The organism is Entomomonas sp. E7T21, from assembly GCF_058693955.1.
The window spans coordinates 1,100,459-1,120,638 of record NZ_CP191672.1 but is presented as its reverse complement, the minus strand read 5'-3'; the positions used below and the strand labels follow the sequence as shown (position 1 = coordinate 1,120,638).

Here is a 20,180-nt window from a genome sequence, read left to right as displayed (position 1 = left end):
TATACCATATTTATCTTAAAATTTAAAAACACAAGGAGTAGTGATCTAATATGACTATATATAATATATCCGTAGCAATAAAAACTAATACAGCCCCAGAAAATCTTTACTATGATATGGAGCTTTATAAAACAGATTGGTCAGGAAATGAAACGTTTGCCTTAAGACCTACAGGTAAACATCCACTACAAGCAGATTATAAAACTCAAGTACATCCCTCACTAGATATTAGTGATCCCCCAGAAACTTGTTATATTCTTTCGATAGATATTTATCGCAAAGTGGGTGTTGACTATATCAAAATGAACCAAGACCCAATAACCGCAATAATGCCTTTAAAAGGTTTTCAAACAACCGACAAAGACTGGGGTGCATCAAGAGAGTTTGAATATTTTGAAACAGCCCAAGACACTAAAAAAGCTGAAGATGGTCAAGTAAATACTTATAAATTAAATATATCCTCAAAACCCAGAATATTTGAAGCCAAAGAACATCCTATAGGCGATCCACTTGATCCTTTTACTAAACAAAAGGTTGAAGAAGAATTAAAAATTAGAATGACTAGGCCTTTTAAATCTTATATATATGATCTTACTAAATCTCCTCAAGAAAATGGAAAAATAAAAGATTATTATGATTTAGTAGGCATTTATCCTAATCAAGCAGCATCAATGTTCTGTGGACCAGCAGCTTTTTTTTATTGTGTCCAAAAAGATAGACCTGATATTTATCAACAAGTTATTAAAGAGCTTTGGCAGTCTGGTAAGACTAAAATAGGTTCTTTAAAATTAGAGGCAGATAAAAGTGTAAGGCATCCAAAAGGTTTTTTTACAGATAATGGTACTGTTAAAATTCCTGCTATAGATTGGATTGTGATGGCAAGTCTAAGAGATACTGAAAATACAGGGCTTTTTTCTATTAATTCACCTAGTGCAGGTTTTCTTTGGTGGAACTGGGCAGGAGCAGTAACTATGTGGGGAGTATTGGAGAAATGGTTTAAAAGAGCAGGTGCTACTAAAAAATACGATAACATCAGTATTGCTCATAGTAATTTACAAGATGTTTGTAATTTAAATAAATATATTGGTAAGGATACCCATGTAGTTACACTAATTGGTAGTGGTATGTTGGCAGAGGATAACCCACAATTGAAAAATCATTGGATAGTTTTGGAGGGTAAATTAAAAATAAAAGATTCGGAAGAAGAAGTTACTATTTCAACTCCTTTATCCTCGTTAGTAGAACTAGAAGTATTTTCATGGGGAAAAGTAAAAAATAGAATTAGAAATGGACTAACATTAGGCGAGTTTTTAAAATATATTTATGGAGGAATGGTATTTACTAAAATACCTTAAAGAATTATGGCAAAATTCGTTAATAGAGCAAGCTATATAATAATTTTATTATGTTTGAACTATATTATAGGTTGTTCCTCTTCAATTACTTTTTTACCAGATGATTTACCTACTGCTACAGTGGGTAAACCTTATTATATTGAAGTACAAATAAAAGGGGGAGCCCCAGTAGCTTCACTTACTTGGGAAGCTTTACCAGTTAATAATGGATTCTTTGTTGAAACTATTGAAAAAGAAGGTTTTGGAGAGAAAAACTTTTTAAAAGTATATGGAACACCAATTGAACCAGTAAATACAAAAATTACATTGTATGGTTTTACTTATGGAACTTCATCTTCAGGTGAAGAATTTAAGAAAACCTATTTAATTAAAGTAAAAAAAGCAAATTAAATGAAAAATTTGAGCATTATATTTGCTGTATGTTTTTTACTAATAGGTTGTACTTCATCCAAAGTAGTTATTACACCTGATGAGTTACCAGAAGCTAATTTTAAACAACCTTATTATGCAAAATTTGAAATTAAAGGTGGTTCGGGGCCTGTATCAGCAGGGGGATTGAGCTACTCAATGACTCCCGTTAACTCAGGAATAGAATTGGATATATGTGATCCTGATGATAAAACCTTTTTTACATACAATTGTTTTATTGTTAAAGGAATTCCCAAAATATCACAAAATATAACTCTCAAAATCAAAGGTGATATGGTGGGTACCATGTATATGGGTAGTAGTGAATTTAATAAAACCTATATTATTAAAGTAAAAGAATCAGAATAAATAAAATAAAAAATTTAATCTTTTAGATACCTTCTATTCTTAACCAATTTATTTTAAAGACTGTTTAGTATAAATATCATAACGGCTACTTTTACCCTCTAAGCTATAATTAGGCTTAACTCCCTCTATAATAGGGGCTTTACGAGGGCGTTTAACGACTACTCGATGACTAGCCAATGATAATGCAGCCTCTAATAATTGTGTTGCATCTAAATCATCCCCCACCAGTGGGCGAAATAATCTCATCTCTTTTTTAACCAATGCTGATTTATCACGATGAGGAAACATAGGATCAACATACACCACTTGTGGAATAGCATTTTGCCAATTTTTCATTACATCAATAGCATTACCTTTTATTAGTGTCATTCTCTGCACAATAGAGAAAACTTCACTGTCTTGCAAAGCTCGTTGTAAACCATCTTCTAACAAAGCAGCAATAATAGGTTGACGTTCAATTAAGGTCATTTGACAACCTAAAGTAGCCAGCACAAAAGAATCCTTTCCTAAACCTGCTGTGGCATCCAATACACTGGGAATAATATTACCCTGTATACCAACTGCTTTAGCTATCATTTGTCCTTTACCACCGCCAAATTTACGACGATGTGCCACAGCGCCCTCTACAAAATCCACCTTTAAAGCACCTATATTTTTTTCGGTTAAACACTGCAACTGCAATCCCTGCTCACCTATTTGCAGTACAAAGTCTGCCTCCCCTGCCATTGGTAAAGCAAACTCTGTCGCTAATGCTATTGCCTGCTGTTGCCAATTAGCACTCATGGCCTCAACACGAATAACGGCTTGTTTTAAATCAGTTACCATTAAAAAATATTTGCCTTATTGATAAAAAGTAATTTATATACACAGTATCTATCATAGAGGAAGCAAGTTTATCATGACCATTCAAGACTTTCAGAGTTTAGCTAACGAAAAAGACTATTATTTTTAGGTACTGCAAGAGAAATTGAAAATGTCTGAAACTACCAATACATTAGTATTTGATGAATATTTACTTGATTCACCTATTGGTAAACTTATTATCTGGTTGGATAAGCAAAATATCCTGCAATTTATTGGTTGGGATGAGTTTAAAGAAGAGACATTGCAACAACTAGCTCGCTATTACCAAGTTAAAGAAATTGTTTTACAACCCTCTTCTCAATCCAATACGGTTATTCAAACCATTGAAAACTATTTTAAGGGTGATATTAAAGGTATTGATTCATTAGCTGTGGCTAACTTTGGTACAGATTTTCAGAAACAAGTATGGCAAGCATTACGCACCATTCCTGCGGGAGGTACTATTAGCTATGGTGAGCTGGCTGAACAAATTGGTAAGCCGTTGGCTAGTCGTGCAGTAGGAATGGCCAACCACTGCAATCCCATTGCTATTGTAGTACCTTGCCACCGTGTTATTGGTAAAAACAATAAACTAACAGGTTATGCAGGAGGCGTAGAACGTAAACAATGGTTACTAGACCACGAATGCTATCATATAACGCTAGCTTAATTTATTTAAGGGTATTCTTTTGGCAATACGCTTTAGCAAATTGAATAGCATTGTTAATAGCTGCTTTAGCTTGAGGGCTATTTTTCCAACAAGTTGCATTTAACATGGTGGCCGCTTGGCTAGTAATATCTTCTGTATTGGCAGTAGCTAAGATGGATAATGAATCTATCCCCATTTGCTCTAACCTTTGTATAACTGTATTACCTACTCCTTTAACTGTTAATAATGCAGATCTTTCAGTAGCTGAAAAAGCCATGTTGCTCTCCTTAAGCTGTATCAACGTTCTATACTAGTATAGCTATAATAAATCTATAGCAAAAAGTCAGATTATGCTATGATTTACCCTTTAATTCGTCCTTATAGTGCTTAGTCACAAGATTTTATAATTCAGGATCCAATCATGTCTGAAGAACAACAAACACAAATTTCCGCTAACGATGAAAAAAGTTGGAAGTTATTGGAAAAAACCTTACAAGCTAGCCTTATTGAACAACGTCGTTCAAGACGTTGGGGCATATTTTTTAAATTATTAACGTTCTTTTACCTATTTATATTAATAGCTATTGCAATGGGTGGTTTTAAAGGTGACATCAGTACCTCAACATCACACACTGCTGTTATTGATTTACGTGGCATGATTGCCGATCAAACAGATGCCAGTGCAGATAACCTTGTAACAGGATTAAGAGCTGCTTTTAAAGATTCTAATACTAAAGCGGTGATTATACGTATTAATAGCCCTGGTGGCACACCTGTTCAAGCAGGTTACGTATATGATGAAATCAAACGCTTACGTGCACTATATCCGCAAATTAAAGTTTATGCGGTGATTACTGATTTAGGTGCATCAGGTGCATACTATATTGCTAGTGCCGCAGATGAAATTTATGCAGATAAAGCTAGCTTAGTTGGCTCCATCGGTGTGACTGCTGCTGGCTTTGGTTTTGTTGATGCCATGAACAAATTAGGTATTGAGCGTCGTGCTTATACATCTGGTGAACATAAAGCGTTCTTAGATCCATTCCAACCTATGAATAAAGAAGAAACAGAGTTTTGGAAGAATACGCTAAACACAGTACACCAACAATTTATCAACCAAGTAAAAGCAGGTCGTGGTGATCGCTTAAAAGATAAAGAACATCCTGAGTTATTCTCTGGCCTTATCTGGTCTGGCGAACAAGCGAAAGAGCTTGGCTTAATCGATGGTTTTGGCAGCACCAGTTATGTAGCTCGTGAGATTGTTGGTGAAGAAAACCTAAAAAACTTTACTGTGCAAGATAGCCCATTTGATCGCTTTGCTAAAAAGCTTGGTGCTAGTGCTGCTAAAGAAATAGGCACCTCTGTTGGTTTACAGGGTGTTAACTTACAATAATATGACAGAGGTAATGTTGCCATTACCTCTTACTTTTTTTACGTGTTAAAAACGGGAGTAAGCCATTATGTCTGGCAATACCATTGGCAAATTATTTACAGTCACTACCGCAGGTGAGAGTCATGGCCCTGCATTAATGGCTATTGTTGATGGTTGCCCTCCTGGACTCCCTCTCTCAGAAGCAGATTTACAAACAGATTTAGACCGTCGTCGTCCTGGCAGTAGCAAATTTACTACCCAACGCCAAGAAGCTGACCAAGTAGAAATTTTATCAGGTGTTTTTGAAGGGATTACCACAGGTTGCCCTATTGGCTTATTGATTCGTAATACCGATCAAAAATCAAAAGACTATACTGCCATTAAAGATATCTTCCGCCCTGCTCATGCTGATTATACTTACTACCATAAATATGGTATTCGTGATTATCGTGGTGGTGGTCGCTCCTCTGCTCGTGAAACAGCAATGCGTGTTGCAGCAGGTGCTATTGCAAAAAAATACCTAGCCACTAAAGGTATTATCATTCGTGGTTATATGAGTCAACTAGGCCCTATTGAAATACCTTTCAAAAGCTGGGATGCAGTCAATGCTGATGGCAATCATTTTTTTGCAGCTGATCTTGATAAGTTACCTGAGTTAGAAACTTATATGGAACAACTACGCCGTGATCAAGACTCTGTAGGTGCCAAAATCACTGTAGTTGCAGAAGGTGTTCCTGTCGGATTAGGTGAACCTATTTTTGATCGATTAGATGCCGAACTTGCTTATGCATTGATGGGTATTAATGCAGTCAAAGGTGTAGAGATAGGTGCAGGTTTTAAAAGTGTTACACAGCGTGGTACTGAACATAGAGATGAATTAACCAAAGCAGGTTTTTTATCTAATAATGCTGGCGGTATTCTTGGTGGTATTTCTTCAGGCCAATCAATTGTTGCCAATCTAGCGTTAAAACCTACCCCAAGTATCACCACTCCTGGTCATTCTATAGATACTCATGGTAATGAAATTGAGGTTATCACTAAAGGTCGTCACGATCCTTGTGTCGGTATTCGTGCCACTCCAATTGCTGAAGCAATGATGGCTATTGTATTAATGGATCACTTCCTTAGAAATCGTGGTCAAAATTCAGATGTAAAACTTGCTTAACTTTGTTATCCATAAGTAATAAATGCTTATGGATAATACTATTTCATTCATAATGAATCCAACCCTTGGTAGTACCAGAGCCTTTAATTTTCACTGCATTTGGTGGTTCTTTAAATATATAATCAGTCCCTTTGTTTACATAAGTTACTGCTTGTGCTGGTAATTTTATATCTGGTCTACCAGAACTGTCGCCATAAATCACCGTTTCAAATACAGCATTCCTTTGGCTATTGTTTATAATGATAGAGTAAATACCAAATTTGGGTGTAACACTTACCTGTTGCTTATTTGCCAAGGTAAATTTAGCAGGTAAGAATAGTATTTTTTCTTCATAAGTATTTCGTTCTTCGTTCAAAATATAAACGTGATTTACAAAAGAAAAATATAGTCCCCCAAATACAACAGCCACTAAAATAAAGACACTTTTTCTATAACCTTTTAATTTTTCTGACTTCCTAGAAAAAATAATATAACTGCCACAAATGATTAATACAGCTACAACAAAAATTGCTATTGCAATTTCTTGACTAAACATACTCATCTCCATAAAAATTAAATTGGCTTAATGAATGTACTAAATCAAGCTTATTTATATCTTAAGATCTCCTTTTCCATTAATTAAATTTAACTATTTATTTGATAATTGCTTGCGATATAACCAAGGAGGAGTAGGATTTGATTGAGACCATAAACCAGCTTTATTTGCCCGAGCCTTAGTCTCTAATAAGGGTAGACTATCATCTTGATTATAGTTGGTATATACCCATGCCATCCCTAGCCTAACCATTTCTTGATTAATATTTAGATCGTCTAGTTTAATAATAGCTACCATACGCTGATACTGATCTTTATCCACTTCAATAACAGTAACCACCTTATTTTTAACCCTATCTGCTAATGCTTTCTTAGCTTTTGAGCCAAAAGCTTGGCCTTTTTCTGGTGCATCAATTCCTGCTAAACGAATACGAATGGGCTGATTTACTACCAATACATCTAGGGTATCACCATCAATCACATGAATAACTTCTGCTGTAAAACTATTCTCAGAAATCTGGTAATAATAAAAACCTACAGCTATTAATAAAATAACTATGCAAATAATTGGATTATGTTGTAGTCGTTTAAATAATGGTATTTTTCTTTTCACAGAACTGAACAAATGATGAAGTAACAAACAAAATAATTGAACTATCAGACTTTATATAGGGTCAATCATTGTACAATGATTATGTTAGTTTTTATTAGCAATATTTATATAAAAACACTTCGATGTAATAACTAAAAATGGTAATGATCTATGAAGTACTTACTAATATTAATCACCACTTGTTTGTTCTCAAGTATGGCACTGGCTGATAGTAACGCTGTAAAGTTGTGTGTAGATATGTTAAAACAGCGACAAGAACAAGCAGGTACCCCTAATAAAATCACTGATAAACAGGCAAATACCTATTGCCAATGCATTGTTCCAAAGTTAGAAAAACTAAAAACAGGTACCATGCCTTCTCAGCAAGAACTAAATAATCTTTATAACCAATGTATGACTAAAGCTGGTATTAAACCCGCTAAATAACAGGGTTTAAAACTTACCTTTAACAAATTTAATAATGCACACTGAAGCCTTTGACTCTATTTTATCAAAGGCTTCAATCATTAACGCTAAAGCACCTTGTTCGCCAAAGCCTCCTGAACCTGCACCAATAATTGGAAATGCTACTGAATTAATTTGCTGATCGTTGATTATTTGCATCGCAGAAAAAACTGATTGCTGAATTGAATAACGAGTGGCTCGCCAAAACATATTAATACCTGCCACATGAATAATTGCTTTATAAGGCAATTTTCCTGATCCAGTAATCACCGCTTGTCCTAATTTTATTGAACCCATCTTTCCCAATTCGAAAAAAGGTGCATAACCTGCCTGTTTCTTAATAGCCCCAGATACACCTTGCGGTAATAAAAGCCACCAAGGGATAATATTTCTATTCCATGCATTAACAATCACCTCAACAGGCTGCTGTAATAAATCTCCTTCAATAATACTGACCTGCATTAATAATTTTCCTTCGCTTTATAGCTATCATGTTCGCTTTAGATTAACGCAATTAAAGAATATTAATAAGCTTTTAACAAATAAATAGCTAATAATTAAATTTAATGTTTTTGTAAAAAATATTAAAAAAACTTTTGTTAATGATAATTATCTGAGATAATGAGAATAATTCTTATTATTCTTTTCTAAATTAAATTGGATGAATATGTTAAACGTATCTAGTCGTCGCTCTTCACTTGTTAAACAATTGATTCTAATTACCACACTGTGTTTTACTTCTTTAAGTTTTGCGCAACAAGTATCCCCAACAACACAGCATGAGCACCCACAAGTAGAACAAAACACTACTGCTACACCAGCAGAACAACCGACCACTAGTACTACTAACAATGAAGCATCTCAACCAACACTAGATCCAGCAGTTACTGCTGCAAATATCCAACAAGCAGAACAATCTTTAGATCATGACCTTTCTCCTTGGGGCATGTATCAAAATGCAGATATTGTCGTTAAAACAGTAATGGTAGGCCTATTGTTAGCCTCACTTGCTACATGGACAATCTTTATTGCTAAACTTACTGAATTACTTAGTGCTAAAAGATGTTTACGTCAAGAAATGGCTGCTTTAAGAAATACCAAGAACTTAAAACAAGCCAACGAAGTGGCCAATACATTTTCTAAAAATAGCCTTGCTACTTTATTGATTGAAGACCTGCAAGAAGAACTCGAACTATCCGCTGAATCTACCAGCCATGAAGGGATTAAAGAGCGTGCCGCTTTTCGTCAAGATCGCTTAGTAGCTGCCAGTGGTCGCAAAATGAATGCAGGTACCAGTATCCTTGCTACTATTGGTGCAGTATCCCCCTTTATCGGTTTATTTGGTACGGTATGGGGAATCATGAATAGCTTTATTGGTATCGCTAAATCGCAAACCACCAATCTTGCTGTAGTTGCTCCTGGTATTGCAGAAGCCTTATTAGCAACAGCTATGGGGTTGGTGGCAGCTATTCCTGCGGTAATTATTTATAACGTATTTACACGCTCTATTAGCCATTACAAAGTGATGGTAAGTGATATTTCAGCCCATGCTTTATTACTATTAAGTCGTGACTTAGACCGTAAAAGCTATACAGCTTCTACCACTACCACGCGCTCAAATGTAACAAAAATAGGCTAATTAACATGGCAATCAATTTAAAAGAAGGTAGCGACGAAAATACCGAAATGAGTGAAATCAATGTCACTCCTTTCATTGATGTGATGTTAGTACTGTTAATTATCTTTATGGTAGCCGCGCCACTGGCTACTGTGGATATTAAAGTAGACTTACCTGCCTCAACAGCTACTCCACAACCTAGGCCAGAACAACCTATTGTATTGACCTTAAAAGCAGATCAACAACTGTATTTAGGCAATGAATTAATTGCTAATCCTGATCAATTAGCCATTGAACTTGAGAAGCAAACCAAAGGTAATAAAGAAACTACCATCTTCTTCCAAGCTGATAAAACAGTTAACTATGAAGATCTTATTAATGTGATGAATGACCTTAGAAAAACAGGTTATCTAAAAATTGGATTAGTAGGTTTAGAGGCTATGGGGAATAATGAGTAATAACTCTATAGCAAATAGTTCACGTTGGTTAATTGCTTTTATTATCGTTGTAGCACTGCATATTGGTCTTGCTACTGCCTTAATATTAGGCTGGAACCCATTGCCACCAGTACAGCCACCTATACCAGCGGCTGTTATGTTAGAGCTTGCTCCATTACCTGAGGCACCTAACAATACACCTCAGGAAAACCCAGCACCCGTTGAACAAGTGGCTTCTGATCCAACACCTGTTGAGCCCGAGCCCATCCAAGAGCCTGACCCAATACCTGTGCCAGAACCTGTAGAAGCGCCTAAACCAAAAGTAGTTATTCAGAAGAAACCAGAGCCAAAACCTATTAAAAAGCCGGTTGAAAAACCAGTCGAAAAACCTATTGAAAAACCAAAAGAGATTACAGAAGATACAAAACCTAAAGCTGAAGTAACTACTAACTCCTCAGCAGTAAGTGATCGCGTATCTGACCGAGTAGCAGCTCCTGTTACTACTAGCTCTACCCGTCCATCAAAGGCACAAATTACATGGCAATCACAATTATTTAGCCGTATCGCCCGTTACAAACGCTATCCTCGTGAGGCTAGAAGTAAACATCAAGAAGGTACTGTATCTGTCAACTTTACGATTGATGCACAAGGCCAAGTATTGGCGAAACATATCGTCAAAAGCTCTGGCTATCCATCATTGGATCAAGAGGTATTAGACCTATTAGACCGAGCCCAACCATTACCCAAACCACCTACCGAAGTATTAAATGGTAACAGCTCCCGTGCTATTACTATCCCTATTAACTTTAATTTAAGAAGAGATAGATAATTAGCCTCTATAAGTACCTAATAAACAACTAAATACTCTAGCTTGTTGACTATAAGCCTAATTTATAGCAATGTATTCCATTAATAAATGCTATTATTAAATCTTATAGAAAGTAATTAACATTGCTTTATTGTTAGTTTATTAATAATTACTTATAGAACTTAAAACCATGCAAAGAAACTTTTTTTCTATCAATAAATGCAGTCATGATGAGCAAAAGCTACTTAAAGCATTACGTGCATTAAATTGGCAAGGCAATTGGCCTGCACAAGCTGGTTTTTTATTAGAAGAAATAGGAATTTTTTCTGTCCATGCTTTTCCTTTTGCTCGCTTAGTTCAAGCGATATTAACGACTAATCCCAATTTTAACCTTCTAGGGCCAGACTCGCCTTTTGTATCTAAAGATGAAATAGAACTACTATCAGCACTAGGCCATACTGCAAGAAGTATAAAAAGCAAATCTGTAGCTATTACTCCTCTACTTCCTACTGATGTTCAAACATTATTAGATATTTGTGGTGAAGAATTACGTATAGCAAAAGTAAATATCAAGCCAAGGGCTGTTCTAAAATCTTTTAAAGATTTAGTCGCCAAGTCCACTAAACAAACTAATCATCACTTTCCTCACTTACTGACTCAAGTAGTCAGTATTGAACAACTTACACCAGCCTTTCATCGTATAGTTTTAACAGGGGAAGATTTAAAAGATTTTGCTGTGGAATACCCTGCACAATGGGTAAAAGTCTTTTTACCGAATAGTAAGATGACTGGTCGTGCTTATACTATTCGTTATTTTGATGCAGCTAAACAACAATTAACTTTAGATATAGCGATTAACCATCATGGCTTAATTTCTTCTTGGGCAAAAAAGGCCAAAATAGGTGATGAAATTTATATTGCTGGCCCCAGAGGTGGGTTTCGCGATTTAGAAATAGACTCTTGGTTGTTATTATTAGCTGATGAAACAGGCATTCCATCTATTTCTGTCATTCTTGAGCAACTTCCCGCCCATTTAAAGGTCTATGCTTATATAGAAGCAACCAATAAGCAAGAGCAACAACAGCTTACAACACAAGCTGATGCAACTATTCATTGGGTTTTTAAAGACTCTCAAAAGGAAGGTTTAAAAACTGTTCTAAAATCTAATGATTTGCCAAATACCCAAGGGCATGCTTGGATTGCAGCTGAAGCCTCAGTGATTCGAAATATCCGTGTTCAACTACTAAAAGAACGTGGTTTTCACTTAGGCAATATACAGACCACAGGCTATTGGAAATTGGGTGAAAAAGACCACAAAGACTTAGCCGCTATTTTGTAGTGGCTTTTTCAACAATAAGTTATTAACTTGACCAATATCTATTAACTATCCTTTATCGATATTAGATTAATTTTATGAGCGATTTACCTTTACAACAAATTATTGAACAACTTGAGCGGATTGCAAATAGCTTAAATAATGCTTTTCCTCCTCCACCTGTTTACTCCATTAAAGAAGATGTTATAGCTTATTTATGGGAACATCGCTTTTACAACGGTATTGAACAACCTACCCTGATTCCTGTTGAAGAACCTAACCTGATAGCTTTTGAAGATTTACAAAATATTGACCGTCAAAAAGCTCTAATCGAACAAAATACACGTCAATTTGTAGAAGGTTTACCAGCTAATAATGTATTGCTTACAGGTGCAAGAGGTACAGGTAAAAGCTCACTAATAAAAGCCTGTTTAAACGCTTTCCATACTAAAGGGTTAAGACTTATTGAGGTGGATAAAGAACATTTAATGGATTTACCACAAATCATCTCTATGACCCGTGGTCGTCCAGAACGTTTTATTATTTTCTGTGATGATATTTCTTTTGAAGAAGGTGAAACAGGCTATAAAGGCTTAAAAACTGTATTGGATGGTTCAATTGCTGGCAAATCTGATAACACCCTAATATATGCCACCTCAAATCGCAAACACCTAATGCCTGAACGAATTGACGATAATTTAAGTTATCGAACAGATCATAATGGTGAAATCCATCCAGGTGAAGTAATCGAGGAAAAAATCTCACTTTCTGAACGCTTTGGTTTATGGATTTCTATCTATGGCTTTAATCAAGAACAATACTTAACAGCTGTTAGCCAATGGTTAACTACTTATGGTATTGATATGGCAGGCAATGAAGCAATAGAAAAAGAGGCTATTCGTTGGGCAACCTACCGCGGCTCACGTTCTGGTCGTATTGCAGCACAGTTTGCTAAAGATTATGCAGGTAGATTAAAGTCTACTCAGTAAAATATGACAAGGCTATAAATTATTGTATAGCCTTGCCACTCTTAATGACTAAATAATAATCTTATAACGTTGTACTTTTTTTACTTTTAACAAAAGCAATCACAAAGATCATTAAGCTAAATATTATATAAATGATGCCATTTTTCTTATCAACATCGTAAGGGTTTGGTATTTTTGGTAAAGCTTTGGCATATCTTTCTGGTAAATTAATTGAAGGATTATTGGGATCATATAAAATTTGCTCTGAAATTTTTTTGCCTAACATATTTTTTGTATGTGGCAAATACTTCATTTCTAAACGCTTACCAAACACTAATAATTTTTTAGTATAAGTGTTGCCATCTACCTCAAACATATATCTATAGACATAAATACTAGGTGTAACAAAGATAGCCCCCTTAACAATATGAGAACTCTGTGTCTCTATATATTCAATACTTCCTTTAGTAACACAAGGTTGCTTATTACACCGTAAAGAAAGAAGATGATACGCTTGCTCCTTTATGGGTAAATAAAATTTCTTTGTATCATTATCAGCAATAATATATAAAGCAATACCACAAATCAGTATGAAAAAACTAAAAATAAGAGCCACAGTTTTTCCTTCCACTACATTACCTCCTATAATATAGAGCTGTTAAATAGCTAATATCTTTACTTTAATGTTTACAATTTATACTCATTATAAACAGGATAAGCATACTGCATAATTAAGTAGGGCCTATGTTCTTCTGGGCAAGCATCTATACGTTTTTGCCATTCTTGCTTAGCTTTTTCAATCTTTTCTACTGGAAATAAGCTTTCAATAGCAGGAACGTTTATTGTTTGATCTGCTTTCTCCCACATTGCATAAGCCAAATAATGTACAGGAAATAGATGATAATTACCTAAAATCTGTTGATCTATTAAATCTGCTAACTCCTTAGCATCTTCAAAACCATTGCTGATAGGCTTACCAAAATGAACATGTACATCCCCTTTATAACCCGTAATCCCTAATGCAATACTACGGTCATCTTCACCAACAGCTTTGGTATACTTACCTTCTGTAGCCTTAATATAAAGTTCACGTGCCTTCATTAAATCGCAAGGATCATATTCATAACTAATAGAAATGGGTAAAAGATTTAAGCTAGCAATTACCTCAACAAAATTCTCTTCCTTACGGCTTATATGCAACATTTTCAATAATGCTGAATCTGTTTCATCATTCCCATCTTTAGCTCGCCCTTCCGCCTGAGCTATCCAAATAGATTCATGATCTTGTAAGATTGAATGATTAATATAGGCTGATAACTGCTGATAAGCAGCTAACTTTTCTTTACGTCCAGTTACCGAACGTTGTACCACAAAGCTTTTATTTAAACGCATTAAATCAGCTACATATTGCTTTTGTAGTAAATTATCCCCAATAGCAATACGCGGAGTATCCATACCAACTAAATGCAATGCATAATTAGTTAATGTAGGATCCATTACGATATCACGATGATTCGCCATATATAGATACTTACATTGAGTATCTATATTTTCTCCACCAGAATAGGTAAAGTGTTCAATACTTGAAGAAATAGAATGCTCTACATAGTCAGCTATTTTTAACTGTAAATCGCGTACACTATGAATCTTTGATAGATAATTCTTTAATTTACGAGCAATAAAAGGCCGTAATAACCATCCAAAAGTACTACTTAAATGGGGAAAACGGAACCTTAATACGGTATTAATAAACTCATTATCCTTTGATAGCCTCTCTATTACAGCAGGTACTTCATCATCATGGTAAGGACGAATGGTATTAAACTGTCCCATATTTTTCTCTACGACTCACTATTGGTTTAATTTATTAAAGGAATAAAAAAAATTAACATTTATAATAAATTTGGATCGGTTATTATAAGGCTATTTGATATTCACGCATATAGCCCATATATAATATAGATTATACCTTATATCCTAACCTTGTATTAAGGTATCTGAAATAATTTATCCTAAACGAGTGTATTATGACTTCTGCCCTAACCATCAGACAGTTAACTAAAGTCTATAACAATGGCTTTCAAGCCCTTAAAGGGATTGATTTAGATGTTGCTCAAGGTGACTTCTTTGCCCTTCTTGGCCCAAATGGTGCTGGCAAATCCACCACTATTGGTATTTTATCTTCTTTAGTTAATAAAACCAGCGGTTCTATTAAAGTTTTTGGTCATGACTATGATACTGACCTGTTTAATTTAAAACGCCATCTTGGCGTTGTACCACAAGAGTTTAACTTTAATCAGTTTGAAAAGTGTTTTGACGTTATTATTACTCAAGCTGGTTATTATGGTGTTCCTGCCAAAATAGCTAAAGAGCGCGCTGAGTTCTACTTTACTGAACTAGGGCTATGGGATAAAAAAGATGTTACTGTCCGTATGTTATCGGGCGGCATGAAACGTCGTTTAATGATTGTTCGCGCATTGATTCATGAACCAAAACTACTTATTCTTGATGAACCTACTGCTGGGGTAGATATTGAGTTACGTCGTTCTATGTGGAGCTTCTTAACCAAACTTAATCAGAAACGAGGCATGACTATCATCCTCACCACTCACTACCTTGAAGAAGCTGAACAATTGTGTCGCAATATCGCCATTATTAATCATGGTGAAATTGTAAAAAATACCAGTATGCGTTCACTACTCAGTACCCTAAGTGAAGAAACCGTTATTTTAGACTTAGCCAACCCTTTAGTAGCGCCACCTGCTTTACAAGGTTATGACTGCAAATTGGCTGATAACCAAACACTTGAAGTAGTAGTTAAGCACAATCAAGGTATTAATGATTTATTTAATCAATTAAGTATACAAGGCATTCTAGTGTCTAGTATGAGAAACAAGAGTAATCGATTAGAAGAATTATTTTTAGCATTAGTGGAAAATAACGAGAAAGTAAAAGTATCATGAATATCCAACTCGCAACCAACTTAATAGCCTTACGCACTATTGTAAGTCGTGAAATACACCGTTTTATGCGGATATGGGCACAAACTCTGTTACCGCCAGCCATTACCATGGCTTTATATTTTATTATTTTTGGTAAACTTATTGGTAGTCGTATTGGTGATATGGGCGGATTTGACTATATTCAATATATAGTACCTGGCCTTATTATGATGTCAGTAATTACTAACTCTTACAGTAATGTGGTATCTAGCTTCTTTGGGGCTAAATTCCACCGCTCTATTGAAGAACTACTTATCTCTCCTGTATCACCACACACTATTTTAGTGGGTTATATTACAGGTGGTATTTTAAGGGGCTTGGCTGTTGGTTTTATAGTATCCATCTTGTCCATGTTTTTTACTGAGTTACAAATACATCATTTAGGCATTACTATTCTAGTAGTCGTATTAACTGCTGCTGTATTCTCTTTAGCTGGTTTTATTAATGCTGTTTATGCGCGTAACTTTGATGATATTTCTATTATCCCTACCTTTGTACTAACACCCTTAACCTATTTAGGTGGTGTTTTTTACTCTATTAATTTATTGCCTGAATTTTGGCAATCAGTATCCTTAATTAATCCTATTTTACATATGGTTAACGCATTCCGTTATGGTATCTTAGGGGTATCGGATATTAATATTTTTATTGCAATTGGCTTTTTATTAGTTGCTACTTTTGTGCTCTATGGCTTAAGCCTTTATCTACTTAAAACAGGCAAAGGACTACGTCAGTAAAAAGGAACGATATGAAGGATACTATTACACACCTAGCCCAACATTTAGGCAAACAGCTTAAAAAACAGCAAGCCCAAGTGACCACTGCTGAATCTTGTACAGGTGGTGGTATTGCTGAAGCTATCACTCGTATTTCTGGCAGTTCTAGTTGGTTTGAAGCAGGTTATATCACTTACTCCAACAAGCAGAAAACACTGATGTTAAATGTACCCAATCAACTGTTTGACACAGTAGGTGCTGTCAGTGAAGAGGTAGTTATGGCAATGGTTGGGGGTGCTATTGCTAAAAGTAATGCGCAATATGGTGTAGCCGTTAGTGGTGTAGCAGGTCCAACAGGTGGTACTGAACATCACCCAGTTGGTATGGTATGGTTTGCTTGGTATACCAATAACCAATGCTATACCCATTGCGCACAATTTACAGGAAACCGAGCGAGTATTCGTGAACAAACCATACAGTTAGCGCTACATGGCTTGATACGATTAACTCAACAAAAAACACCTGTTGAAAGTTAAAAAGTGCTTTAGTTATACCCTAGCACTATGAAATAATAGTCGCCAAATTTTGGTGTTAAATAGACACTAATAATTAGCTTTCTTATATGAATGAGGATTGATAATGGAAGAGAATAAAAAGCGCGCACTAGCCGCTGCTTTAACACAGATTGAACGGCAATTCGGTAAAGGTGCTGTAATGCGTATGGGTGACCAAGAGCGCCAAGCTATTCCTGCCATTTCTACTGGTTCATTGGGGCTAGATATTGCCCTTGGTATTGGTGGTTTACCTAAAGGTCGTATTGTTGAGATTTATGGCCCCGAGTCTTCTGGTAAAACTACCTTAACCTTATCAGTTATTGCAGAAGCACAAAAGCAAGGTTGTGTATGTGCCTTCGTAGACGCTGAACATGCATTAGACCCAGAATATGCAGGTAAATTAGGGGTTAATGTTGATGATCTCTATGTTGCTCAACCAGATACAGGTGAGCAAGCACTTGAAATTACTGACATGCTTGTACGTTCAAATGCTGTAGACGTTATTATTGTTGACTCTGTAGCCGCCCTTGTACCTAAAGCTGAAATTGAAGGCGAAATGGGTGACTCTCATATGGGTTTACAAGCGCGTTTAATGTCACAAGCATTACGTAAAATCACAGGTAATATCAAAACCGCTAACTGTTTAGTTATCTTTATTAACCAAATTCGTATGAAAATTGGTGTAATGTTTGGTAACCCTGAAACAACTACAGGTGGTAATGCTCTTAAATTCTATGCTTCTGTACGTTTAGATATTCGTCGTACAGGTTCAGTAAAAGAAGGTGATGAAGTTACAGGTAGTGAAACACGCGTTAAAGTGGTTAAAAACAAAGTAGCGCCTCCTTTCCGTCAAGCTGAATTCCAAATCCTTTATGGTAAAGGTATTTATCGTACAGGTGAAATTATTGACCTTGGCGTACAGCTTGGCTTAGTTGAAAAAGCAGGTGCATGGTATAGCTATGATGGTAAGAAAATTGGTCAAGGTAAAGCCAATGCTTCTAAATTCTTAGAAGAAAATCCAGAGATTACCAAAACACTAGAAACAACTATCCGTGAAAAATTATTAAGCCAACCAGTACCTATTACTGAAAGTAATGATACGGCTGCTGAAGATTAAGCAATGGCTGTTCTAGATACTTCCATAGCTATCCGCAAGGTAGCTATGGATATCTTGGCAATGCGTGAGCATGGTCGTATTGAACTAAAGCGTAAACTGTTACGCAAAGGTGCCCTACCTGAATTGATTGATGCAGTACTCGATCAACTTACCGAAGATAAACTTCTTTCTGAACACCGCTACTTAGAATCCTATATTAGAAGCCGCGCTAATAATGGTTATGGCCCATTGCGTATTCAACAAGAACTAATGGAACGTGGACTTAACAAAGCAGATATTAATCAAGCCTTACAAGAGGCAGATTATGACTGGCAAGAACAACTTGAAGCACTGTGGCAACGTAAATTTGGTGCGCCTCCCAAAGATGCTAAAGAAAAAGCTAAACAAGGTCGTTTTTTACTTTATCGTGGCTTCTACATGGATGCTATTTCTAAACTATTAAATAGAAAATAGCCCTCGCCTTATTAACTACTTTGATACCCAATAATACAATATCTCACAAGTTGCAACTAAATCGTTATATAAGACAGCCCTAAAAAAATGCTAAAATTACTCCTCTTTTATATTTGTTAATAACTCTGCTCTGTATATTTTTTATGTCTGATACTACCACCTCTTCTGCAAACTCTAAATTCTGGCAAGCATGGTTACCCGTTATTGCGCTATCTTTTGCTGCCTTTATTTTTAATACTACCGAGTTTGTACCCGTAGGCTTATTACCGAGTATTGCTGAAAGTTTTAATATGGATGTATCACACACAGGGTTACTGATTACAGGGTATGCTTGGGTAGTCACCCTAATGTCGCTACCCCTTACCATCCTTACTGCCAGAATAGAAAGACGCTTATTACTAGTTATTTTGTTTGTTTTATTTATTGGTAGCCATATTATGGCTTGGCTTGCTTGGAGCTTTGCTTCATTAATGGTTGCTCGAATTGGTATCGCCTGTGCTCATGCTGTATTTTGGGCTATTACAGTACCACTAGCTGCCCGTATTGCACCTTTTCATAAACGAGCTAAGGCTTTAAGTTTTATCGTAACAGGTTCATCATTAGCTACTGTATTAGGCGTACCTATTGGAACTATTATTGGTCAACATACAGGCTGGCGTATTACCTTTTTATGCATTGCCATTATCGCTTTTATTGTTATGCTAATATTGATTTGGTTACTTCCTAAATTACCTAGTAATAATGCTGGTTCTTTAAAAAGTCTACCCTCTCTATTAAAACGCCCTGCCCTTATCAATGTTTATATCTTAACAGCCATTATAGTAACAGGACATTTTACCGCTTATACCTATATCACCCCCTTTATGACAGAAGTAGGTGGCTTTAGCAAAAACTTTGTAGTGATTTTATTATTATGTATTGGTGGTGCAGGCATTATTGGCAGTATTATTTTTACAAAAAAATCACCACAATATCCAATTGGGCTAGTTTTGAGCTCAATAGCTATTCTATTAACTAGCTTACTAGTCCTGACTATCAGCACCTATAGCCATTATACCACTGCTATACTTTGTATCATTTGGGGCAGTGTAATGACTATTATTGCCCTTGCTCTACAAACTAAAGTATTGGATATAGCACCTGATGCTTCTGATGTGGCTATCTCCATGTTCTCAGGTATCTTCAATATTGGTATTGGTGGCGGAGCATTAGTAGGAAGTATTGTATTAGCAAAAACCAATACATCTTATGTAGGTTATGCAGGCGCTGTATTTGTATTGATTGCCTTCGCTATATTCTGCCTTATTTCTCGTCGCTATTGGACACAACAATATAATCTACAACCCTATCAAGAAAAACTAGCAGCTGATAAGTAAAACAGCATTTAATGACTCTGTGAATTATTTCATCTAACAAGGTAACGCTTTGTACTAAACCTTA

General features: G+C 35.7%; 25 protein-coding genes. 18 read left to right on the top strand and 7 right to left on the bottom strand.

The window, feature by feature from the left end; genetic code table 11:
- Positions 1-50 precede the first annotated feature (50 nt).
- The 3 genes from ACQVD9_RS05360 to ACQVD9_RS05350 are packed head-to-tail and all read left to right on the top strand — an operon-like array spanning position 51 to position 2,132.
- Positions 51-1,355 carry a hypothetical protein gene (locus ACQVD9_RS05360; RefSeq protein WP_264745047.1) on the top strand — a complete coding sequence of 435 codons (1,305 nt, stop codon included), beginning with the start codon at positions 51-53 and terminating at the stop codon, positions 1,353-1,355.
- A 6-nt stretch (positions 1,356-1,361) separates the two neighbouring features.
- Entirely contained in the window at positions 1,362-1,745 is a 384-nt protein-coding gene (locus tag ACQVD9_RS05355) for a hypothetical protein (RefSeq protein WP_264745046.1), read from the top strand.
- On the top strand, positions 1,746-2,132 hold the full coding sequence (locus ACQVD9_RS05350) for a putative periplasmic lipoprotein (RefSeq protein ID WP_264745045.1): 387 nt from the start codon (positions 1,746-1,748) through the stop codon (positions 2,130-2,132).
- Positions 2,133-2,180: 48 nt separating this feature from the next.
- On the opposite strand, the gene ACQVD9_RS05345 is transcribed toward ACQVD9_RS05350, so the two are convergent.
- Entirely contained in the window at positions 2,181-2,957 is a 777-nt protein-coding gene (locus ACQVD9_RS05345) for a class I SAM-dependent methyltransferase (protein ID WP_264745044.1), read from the bottom strand.
- A gap of 148 nt (positions 2,958-3,105) precedes the next feature.
- Here ACQVD9_RS05345 and ACQVD9_RS05340 point away from each other — a divergent pair, with 148 nt between their 5' ends.
- A complete protein-coding gene (locus ACQVD9_RS05340; RefSeq protein ID WP_319804725.1) occupies positions 3,106-3,645 on the top strand; it encodes a methylated-DNA--[protein]-cysteine S-methyltransferase in 540 nt (179 codons plus the stop codon).
- Position 3,646: 1 nt separating this feature from the next.
- Here the strand turns inward: ACQVD9_RS05340 and ACQVD9_RS05335 are convergent, their stop codons facing one another.
- Positions 3,647-3,901, bottom strand: coding sequence for a helix-hairpin-helix domain-containing protein (locus tag ACQVD9_RS05335; RefSeq protein ID WP_264745043.1), 255 nt, complete (start codon positions 3,899-3,901; stop codon positions 3,647-3,649).
- A gap of 144 nt (positions 3,902-4,045) precedes the next feature.
- On the opposite strand from ACQVD9_RS05335, the gene sppA reads away from it, so the two are divergent.
- Together sppA and aroC are read left to right on the top strand one after the other, a co-directional pair.
- A complete protein-coding gene (gene sppA / locus ACQVD9_RS05330) occupies positions 4,046-5,017 on the top strand; it encodes a signal peptide peptidase SppA (RefSeq protein ID WP_264745042.1) in 972 nt (323 codons plus the stop codon).
- 67 nt (positions 5,018-5,084) lie between these two features.
- Positions 5,085-6,161 (top strand): chorismate synthase, encoded by a 1,077-nt coding sequence (gene aroC, locus ACQVD9_RS05325; RefSeq protein ID WP_264745041.1) that lies wholly within the window; start codon positions 5,085-5,087, stop codon positions 6,159-6,161.
- Positions 6,162-6,204: 43 nt separating this feature from the next.
- On the opposite strand, the gene ACQVD9_RS05320 is transcribed toward aroC, so the two are convergent.
- Positions 6,205-6,696, bottom strand: coding sequence for a hypothetical protein (locus ACQVD9_RS05320; RefSeq protein ID WP_264745040.1), 492 nt, complete (start codon positions 6,694-6,696; stop codon positions 6,205-6,207).
- A 93-nt stretch (positions 6,697-6,789) separates the two neighbouring features.
- Positions 6,790-7,308 (bottom strand): thermonuclease family protein, encoded by a 519-nt coding sequence (locus ACQVD9_RS05315; RefSeq protein ID WP_264745039.1) that lies wholly within the window; start codon positions 7,306-7,308, stop codon positions 6,790-6,792.
- A 150-nt stretch (positions 7,309-7,458) separates the two neighbouring features.
- Between ACQVD9_RS05315 and ACQVD9_RS05310 the strand changes: the two genes are divergently transcribed.
- The gene (locus tag ACQVD9_RS05310; protein ID WP_264745038.1) at positions 7,459-7,734 is read left to right on the top strand and encodes a hypothetical protein; all 276 of its coding nucleotides are present in this window, start codon (positions 7,459-7,461) and stop codon (positions 7,732-7,734) included.
- 6 nt (positions 7,735-7,740) lie between these two features.
- Here the strand turns inward: ACQVD9_RS05310 and ACQVD9_RS05305 are convergent, their stop codons facing one another.
- Entirely contained in the window at positions 7,741-8,214 is a 474-nt protein-coding gene (locus tag ACQVD9_RS05305) for a macro domain-containing protein (protein WP_264745037.1), read from the bottom strand.
- A 205-nt stretch (positions 8,215-8,419) separates the two neighbouring features.
- Between ACQVD9_RS05305 and exbB the strand changes: the two genes are divergently transcribed.
- The 5 genes from exbB (at position 8,420) to ACQVD9_RS05280 (ending at position 12,919) form a co-directional block, all read left to right on the top strand.
- Positions 8,420-9,391 (top strand): tonB-system energizer ExbB, encoded by a 972-nt coding sequence (gene exbB / locus ACQVD9_RS05300; protein WP_264745036.1) that lies wholly within the window; start codon positions 8,420-8,422, stop codon positions 9,389-9,391.
- Positions 9,392-9,396: 5 nt separating this feature from the next.
- Positions 9,397-9,828 carry a TonB system transport protein ExbD gene (exbD, locus tag ACQVD9_RS05295; RefSeq protein ID WP_264745035.1) on the top strand — a complete coding sequence of 144 codons (432 nt, stop codon included), beginning with the start codon at positions 9,397-9,399 and terminating at the stop codon, positions 9,826-9,828.
- Positions 9,821-10,636, top strand: coding sequence for an energy transducer TonB (locus ACQVD9_RS05290; protein WP_264745034.1), 816 nt, complete (start codon positions 9,821-9,823; stop codon positions 10,634-10,636). Before exbD ends, ACQVD9_RS05290 begins: the two co-directional genes overlap by 8 nt.
- Before the next feature lie 169 nt (positions 10,637-10,805).
- A complete protein-coding gene (locus ACQVD9_RS05285; protein ID WP_264745033.1) occupies positions 10,806-11,954 on the top strand; it encodes a siderophore-interacting protein in 1,149 nt (382 codons plus the stop codon).
- Between the two features lie 74 nt (positions 11,955-12,028).
- Positions 12,029-12,919, top strand: coding sequence for an ATP-binding protein (locus ACQVD9_RS05280; protein WP_264745032.1), 891 nt, complete (start codon positions 12,029-12,031; stop codon positions 12,917-12,919).
- A gap of 61 nt (positions 12,920-12,980) precedes the next feature.
- Here the strand turns inward: ACQVD9_RS05280 and ACQVD9_RS05275 are convergent, their stop codons facing one another.
- On the bottom strand, positions 12,981-13,529 hold the full coding sequence (locus tag ACQVD9_RS05275) for a hypothetical protein (protein ID WP_264745031.1): 549 nt from the start codon (positions 13,527-13,529) through the stop codon (positions 12,981-12,983).
- Positions 13,530-13,585: 56 nt separating this feature from the next.
- Positions 13,586-14,731: a 1-acyl-sn-glycerol-3-phosphate acyltransferase gene (locus tag ACQVD9_RS05270; protein WP_264745030.1), complete on the bottom strand. Its 1,146-nt coding sequence runs from the start codon at positions 14,729-14,731 to the stop codon at positions 13,586-13,588.
- Between the two features lie 194 nt (positions 14,732-14,925).
- Between ACQVD9_RS05270 and ACQVD9_RS05265 the strand changes: the two genes are divergently transcribed.
- The 6 genes from ACQVD9_RS05265 (at position 14,926) to ACQVD9_RS05240 (ending at position 20,116) form a co-directional block, all read left to right on the top strand.
- Positions 14,926-15,861, top strand: coding sequence for an ABC transporter ATP-binding protein (locus tag ACQVD9_RS05265; protein ID WP_264745029.1), 936 nt, complete (start codon positions 14,926-14,928; stop codon positions 15,859-15,861).
- Positions 15,858-16,637 (top strand): ABC transporter permease, encoded by a 780-nt coding sequence (locus ACQVD9_RS05260; protein ID WP_264745028.1) that lies wholly within the window; start codon positions 15,858-15,860, stop codon positions 16,635-16,637. The genes ACQVD9_RS05265 and ACQVD9_RS05260 overlap by 4 nt, the downstream gene beginning before the upstream one ends.
- Before the next feature lie 11 nt (positions 16,638-16,648).
- Entirely contained in the window at positions 16,649-17,152 is a 504-nt protein-coding gene (locus ACQVD9_RS05255) for a CinA family protein (protein WP_264745027.1), read from the top strand.
- Positions 17,153-17,255: 103 nt separating this feature from the next.
- Positions 17,256-18,287 (top strand): recombinase RecA, encoded by a 1,032-nt coding sequence (recA, locus tag ACQVD9_RS05250; protein WP_264745026.1) that lies wholly within the window; start codon positions 17,256-17,258, stop codon positions 18,285-18,287.
- A gap of 3 nt (positions 18,288-18,290) precedes the next feature.
- Positions 18,291-18,740 carry a recombination regulator RecX gene (recX, locus tag ACQVD9_RS05245; protein ID WP_264745025.1) on the top strand — a complete coding sequence of 150 codons (450 nt, stop codon included), beginning with the start codon at positions 18,291-18,293 and terminating at the stop codon, positions 18,738-18,740.
- Between the two features lie 143 nt (positions 18,741-18,883).
- Positions 18,884-20,116: a sugar transporter gene (locus ACQVD9_RS05240; RefSeq protein ID WP_264745024.1), complete on the top strand. Its 1,233-nt coding sequence runs from the start codon at positions 18,884-18,886 to the stop codon at positions 20,114-20,116.
- Positions 20,117-20,180: the final 64 nt, after the last annotated feature.

Excerpts from the sequence above, each read along its gene's own strand:
- ACQVD9_RS05335 (WP_264745043.1), bottom strand. The coding sequence starts at position 3,901 with ATGGCTTTTTCAGCTACTGAAAGATCTGCATTATTAACAGTTAAAGGA.
- ACQVD9_RS05280 (WP_264745032.1), top strand. The coding sequence starts at position 12,029 with ATGAGCGATTTACCTTTACAACAAATTATTGAACAACTTGAGCGGATT.
- ACQVD9_RS05240 (WP_264745024.1), top strand. The coding sequence starts at position 18,884 with ATGTCTGATACTACCACCTCTTCTGCAAACTCTAAATTCTGGCAAGCA.
- ACQVD9_RS05265 (WP_264745029.1), top strand. The coding sequence starts at position 14,926 with ATGACTTCTGCCCTAACCATCAGACAGTTAACTAAAGTCTATAACAAT.
- ACQVD9_RS05350 (WP_264745045.1), top strand. The coding sequence starts at position 1,746 with ATGAAAAATTTGAGCATTATATTTGCTGTATGTTTTTTACTAATAGGT.
- ACQVD9_RS05355 (WP_264745046.1), top strand. The coding sequence starts at position 1,362 with ATGGCAAAATTCGTTAATAGAGCAAGCTATATAATAATTTTATTATGT.
- ACQVD9_RS05340 (WP_319804725.1), top strand. The coding sequence starts at position 3,106 with ATGTCTGAAACTACCAATACATTAGTATTTGATGAATATTTACTTGAT.
- ACQVD9_RS05320 (WP_264745040.1), bottom strand. The coding sequence starts at position 6,696 with ATGTTTAGTCAAGAAATTGCAATAGCAATTTTTGTTGTAGCTGTATTA.
- ACQVD9_RS05360 (WP_264745047.1), top strand. The coding sequence starts at position 51 with ATGACTATATATAATATATCCGTAGCAATAAAAACTAATACAGCCCCA.
- ACQVD9_RS05270 (WP_264745030.1), bottom strand. The coding sequence starts at position 14,731 with ATGGGACAGTTTAATACCATTCGTCCTTACCATGATGATGAAGTACCT.
- sppA (WP_264745042.1), top strand. The coding sequence starts at position 4,046 with ATGTCTGAAGAACAACAAACACAAATTTCCGCTAACGATGAAAAAAGT.
- ACQVD9_RS05290 (WP_264745034.1), top strand. The coding sequence starts at position 9,821 with ATGAGTAATAACTCTATAGCAAATAGTTCACGTTGGTTAATTGCTTTT.
- ACQVD9_RS05255 (WP_264745027.1), top strand. The coding sequence starts at position 16,649 with ATGAAGGATACTATTACACACCTAGCCCAACATTTAGGCAAACAGCTT.
- ACQVD9_RS05310 (WP_264745038.1), top strand. The coding sequence starts at position 7,459 with ATGAAGTACTTACTAATATTAATCACCACTTGTTTGTTCTCAAGTATG.
- ACQVD9_RS05285 (WP_264745033.1), top strand. The coding sequence starts at position 10,806 with ATGCAAAGAAACTTTTTTTCTATCAATAAATGCAGTCATGATGAGCAA.
- ACQVD9_RS05260 (WP_264745028.1), top strand. The coding sequence starts at position 15,858 with ATGAATATCCAACTCGCAACCAACTTAATAGCCTTACGCACTATTGTA.
- exbD (WP_264745035.1), top strand. The coding sequence starts at position 9,397 with ATGGCAATCAATTTAAAAGAAGGTAGCGACGAAAATACCGAAATGAGT.
- ACQVD9_RS05305 (WP_264745037.1), bottom strand. The coding sequence starts at position 8,214 with ATGCAGGTCAGTATTATTGAAGGAGATTTATTACAGCAGCCTGTTGAG.
- recA (WP_264745026.1), top strand. The coding sequence starts at position 17,256 with ATGGAAGAGAATAAAAAGCGCGCACTAGCCGCTGCTTTAACACAGATT.
- recX (WP_264745025.1), top strand. The coding sequence starts at position 18,291 with ATGGCTGTTCTAGATACTTCCATAGCTATCCGCAAGGTAGCTATGGAT.
- exbB (WP_264745036.1), top strand. The coding sequence starts at position 8,420 with ATGTTAAACGTATCTAGTCGTCGCTCTTCACTTGTTAAACAATTGATT.
- ACQVD9_RS05345 (WP_264745044.1), bottom strand. The coding sequence starts at position 2,957 with ATGGTAACTGATTTAAAACAAGCCGTTATTCGTGTTGAGGCCATGAGT.
- aroC (WP_264745041.1), top strand. The coding sequence starts at position 5,085 with ATGTCTGGCAATACCATTGGCAAATTATTTACAGTCACTACCGCAGGT.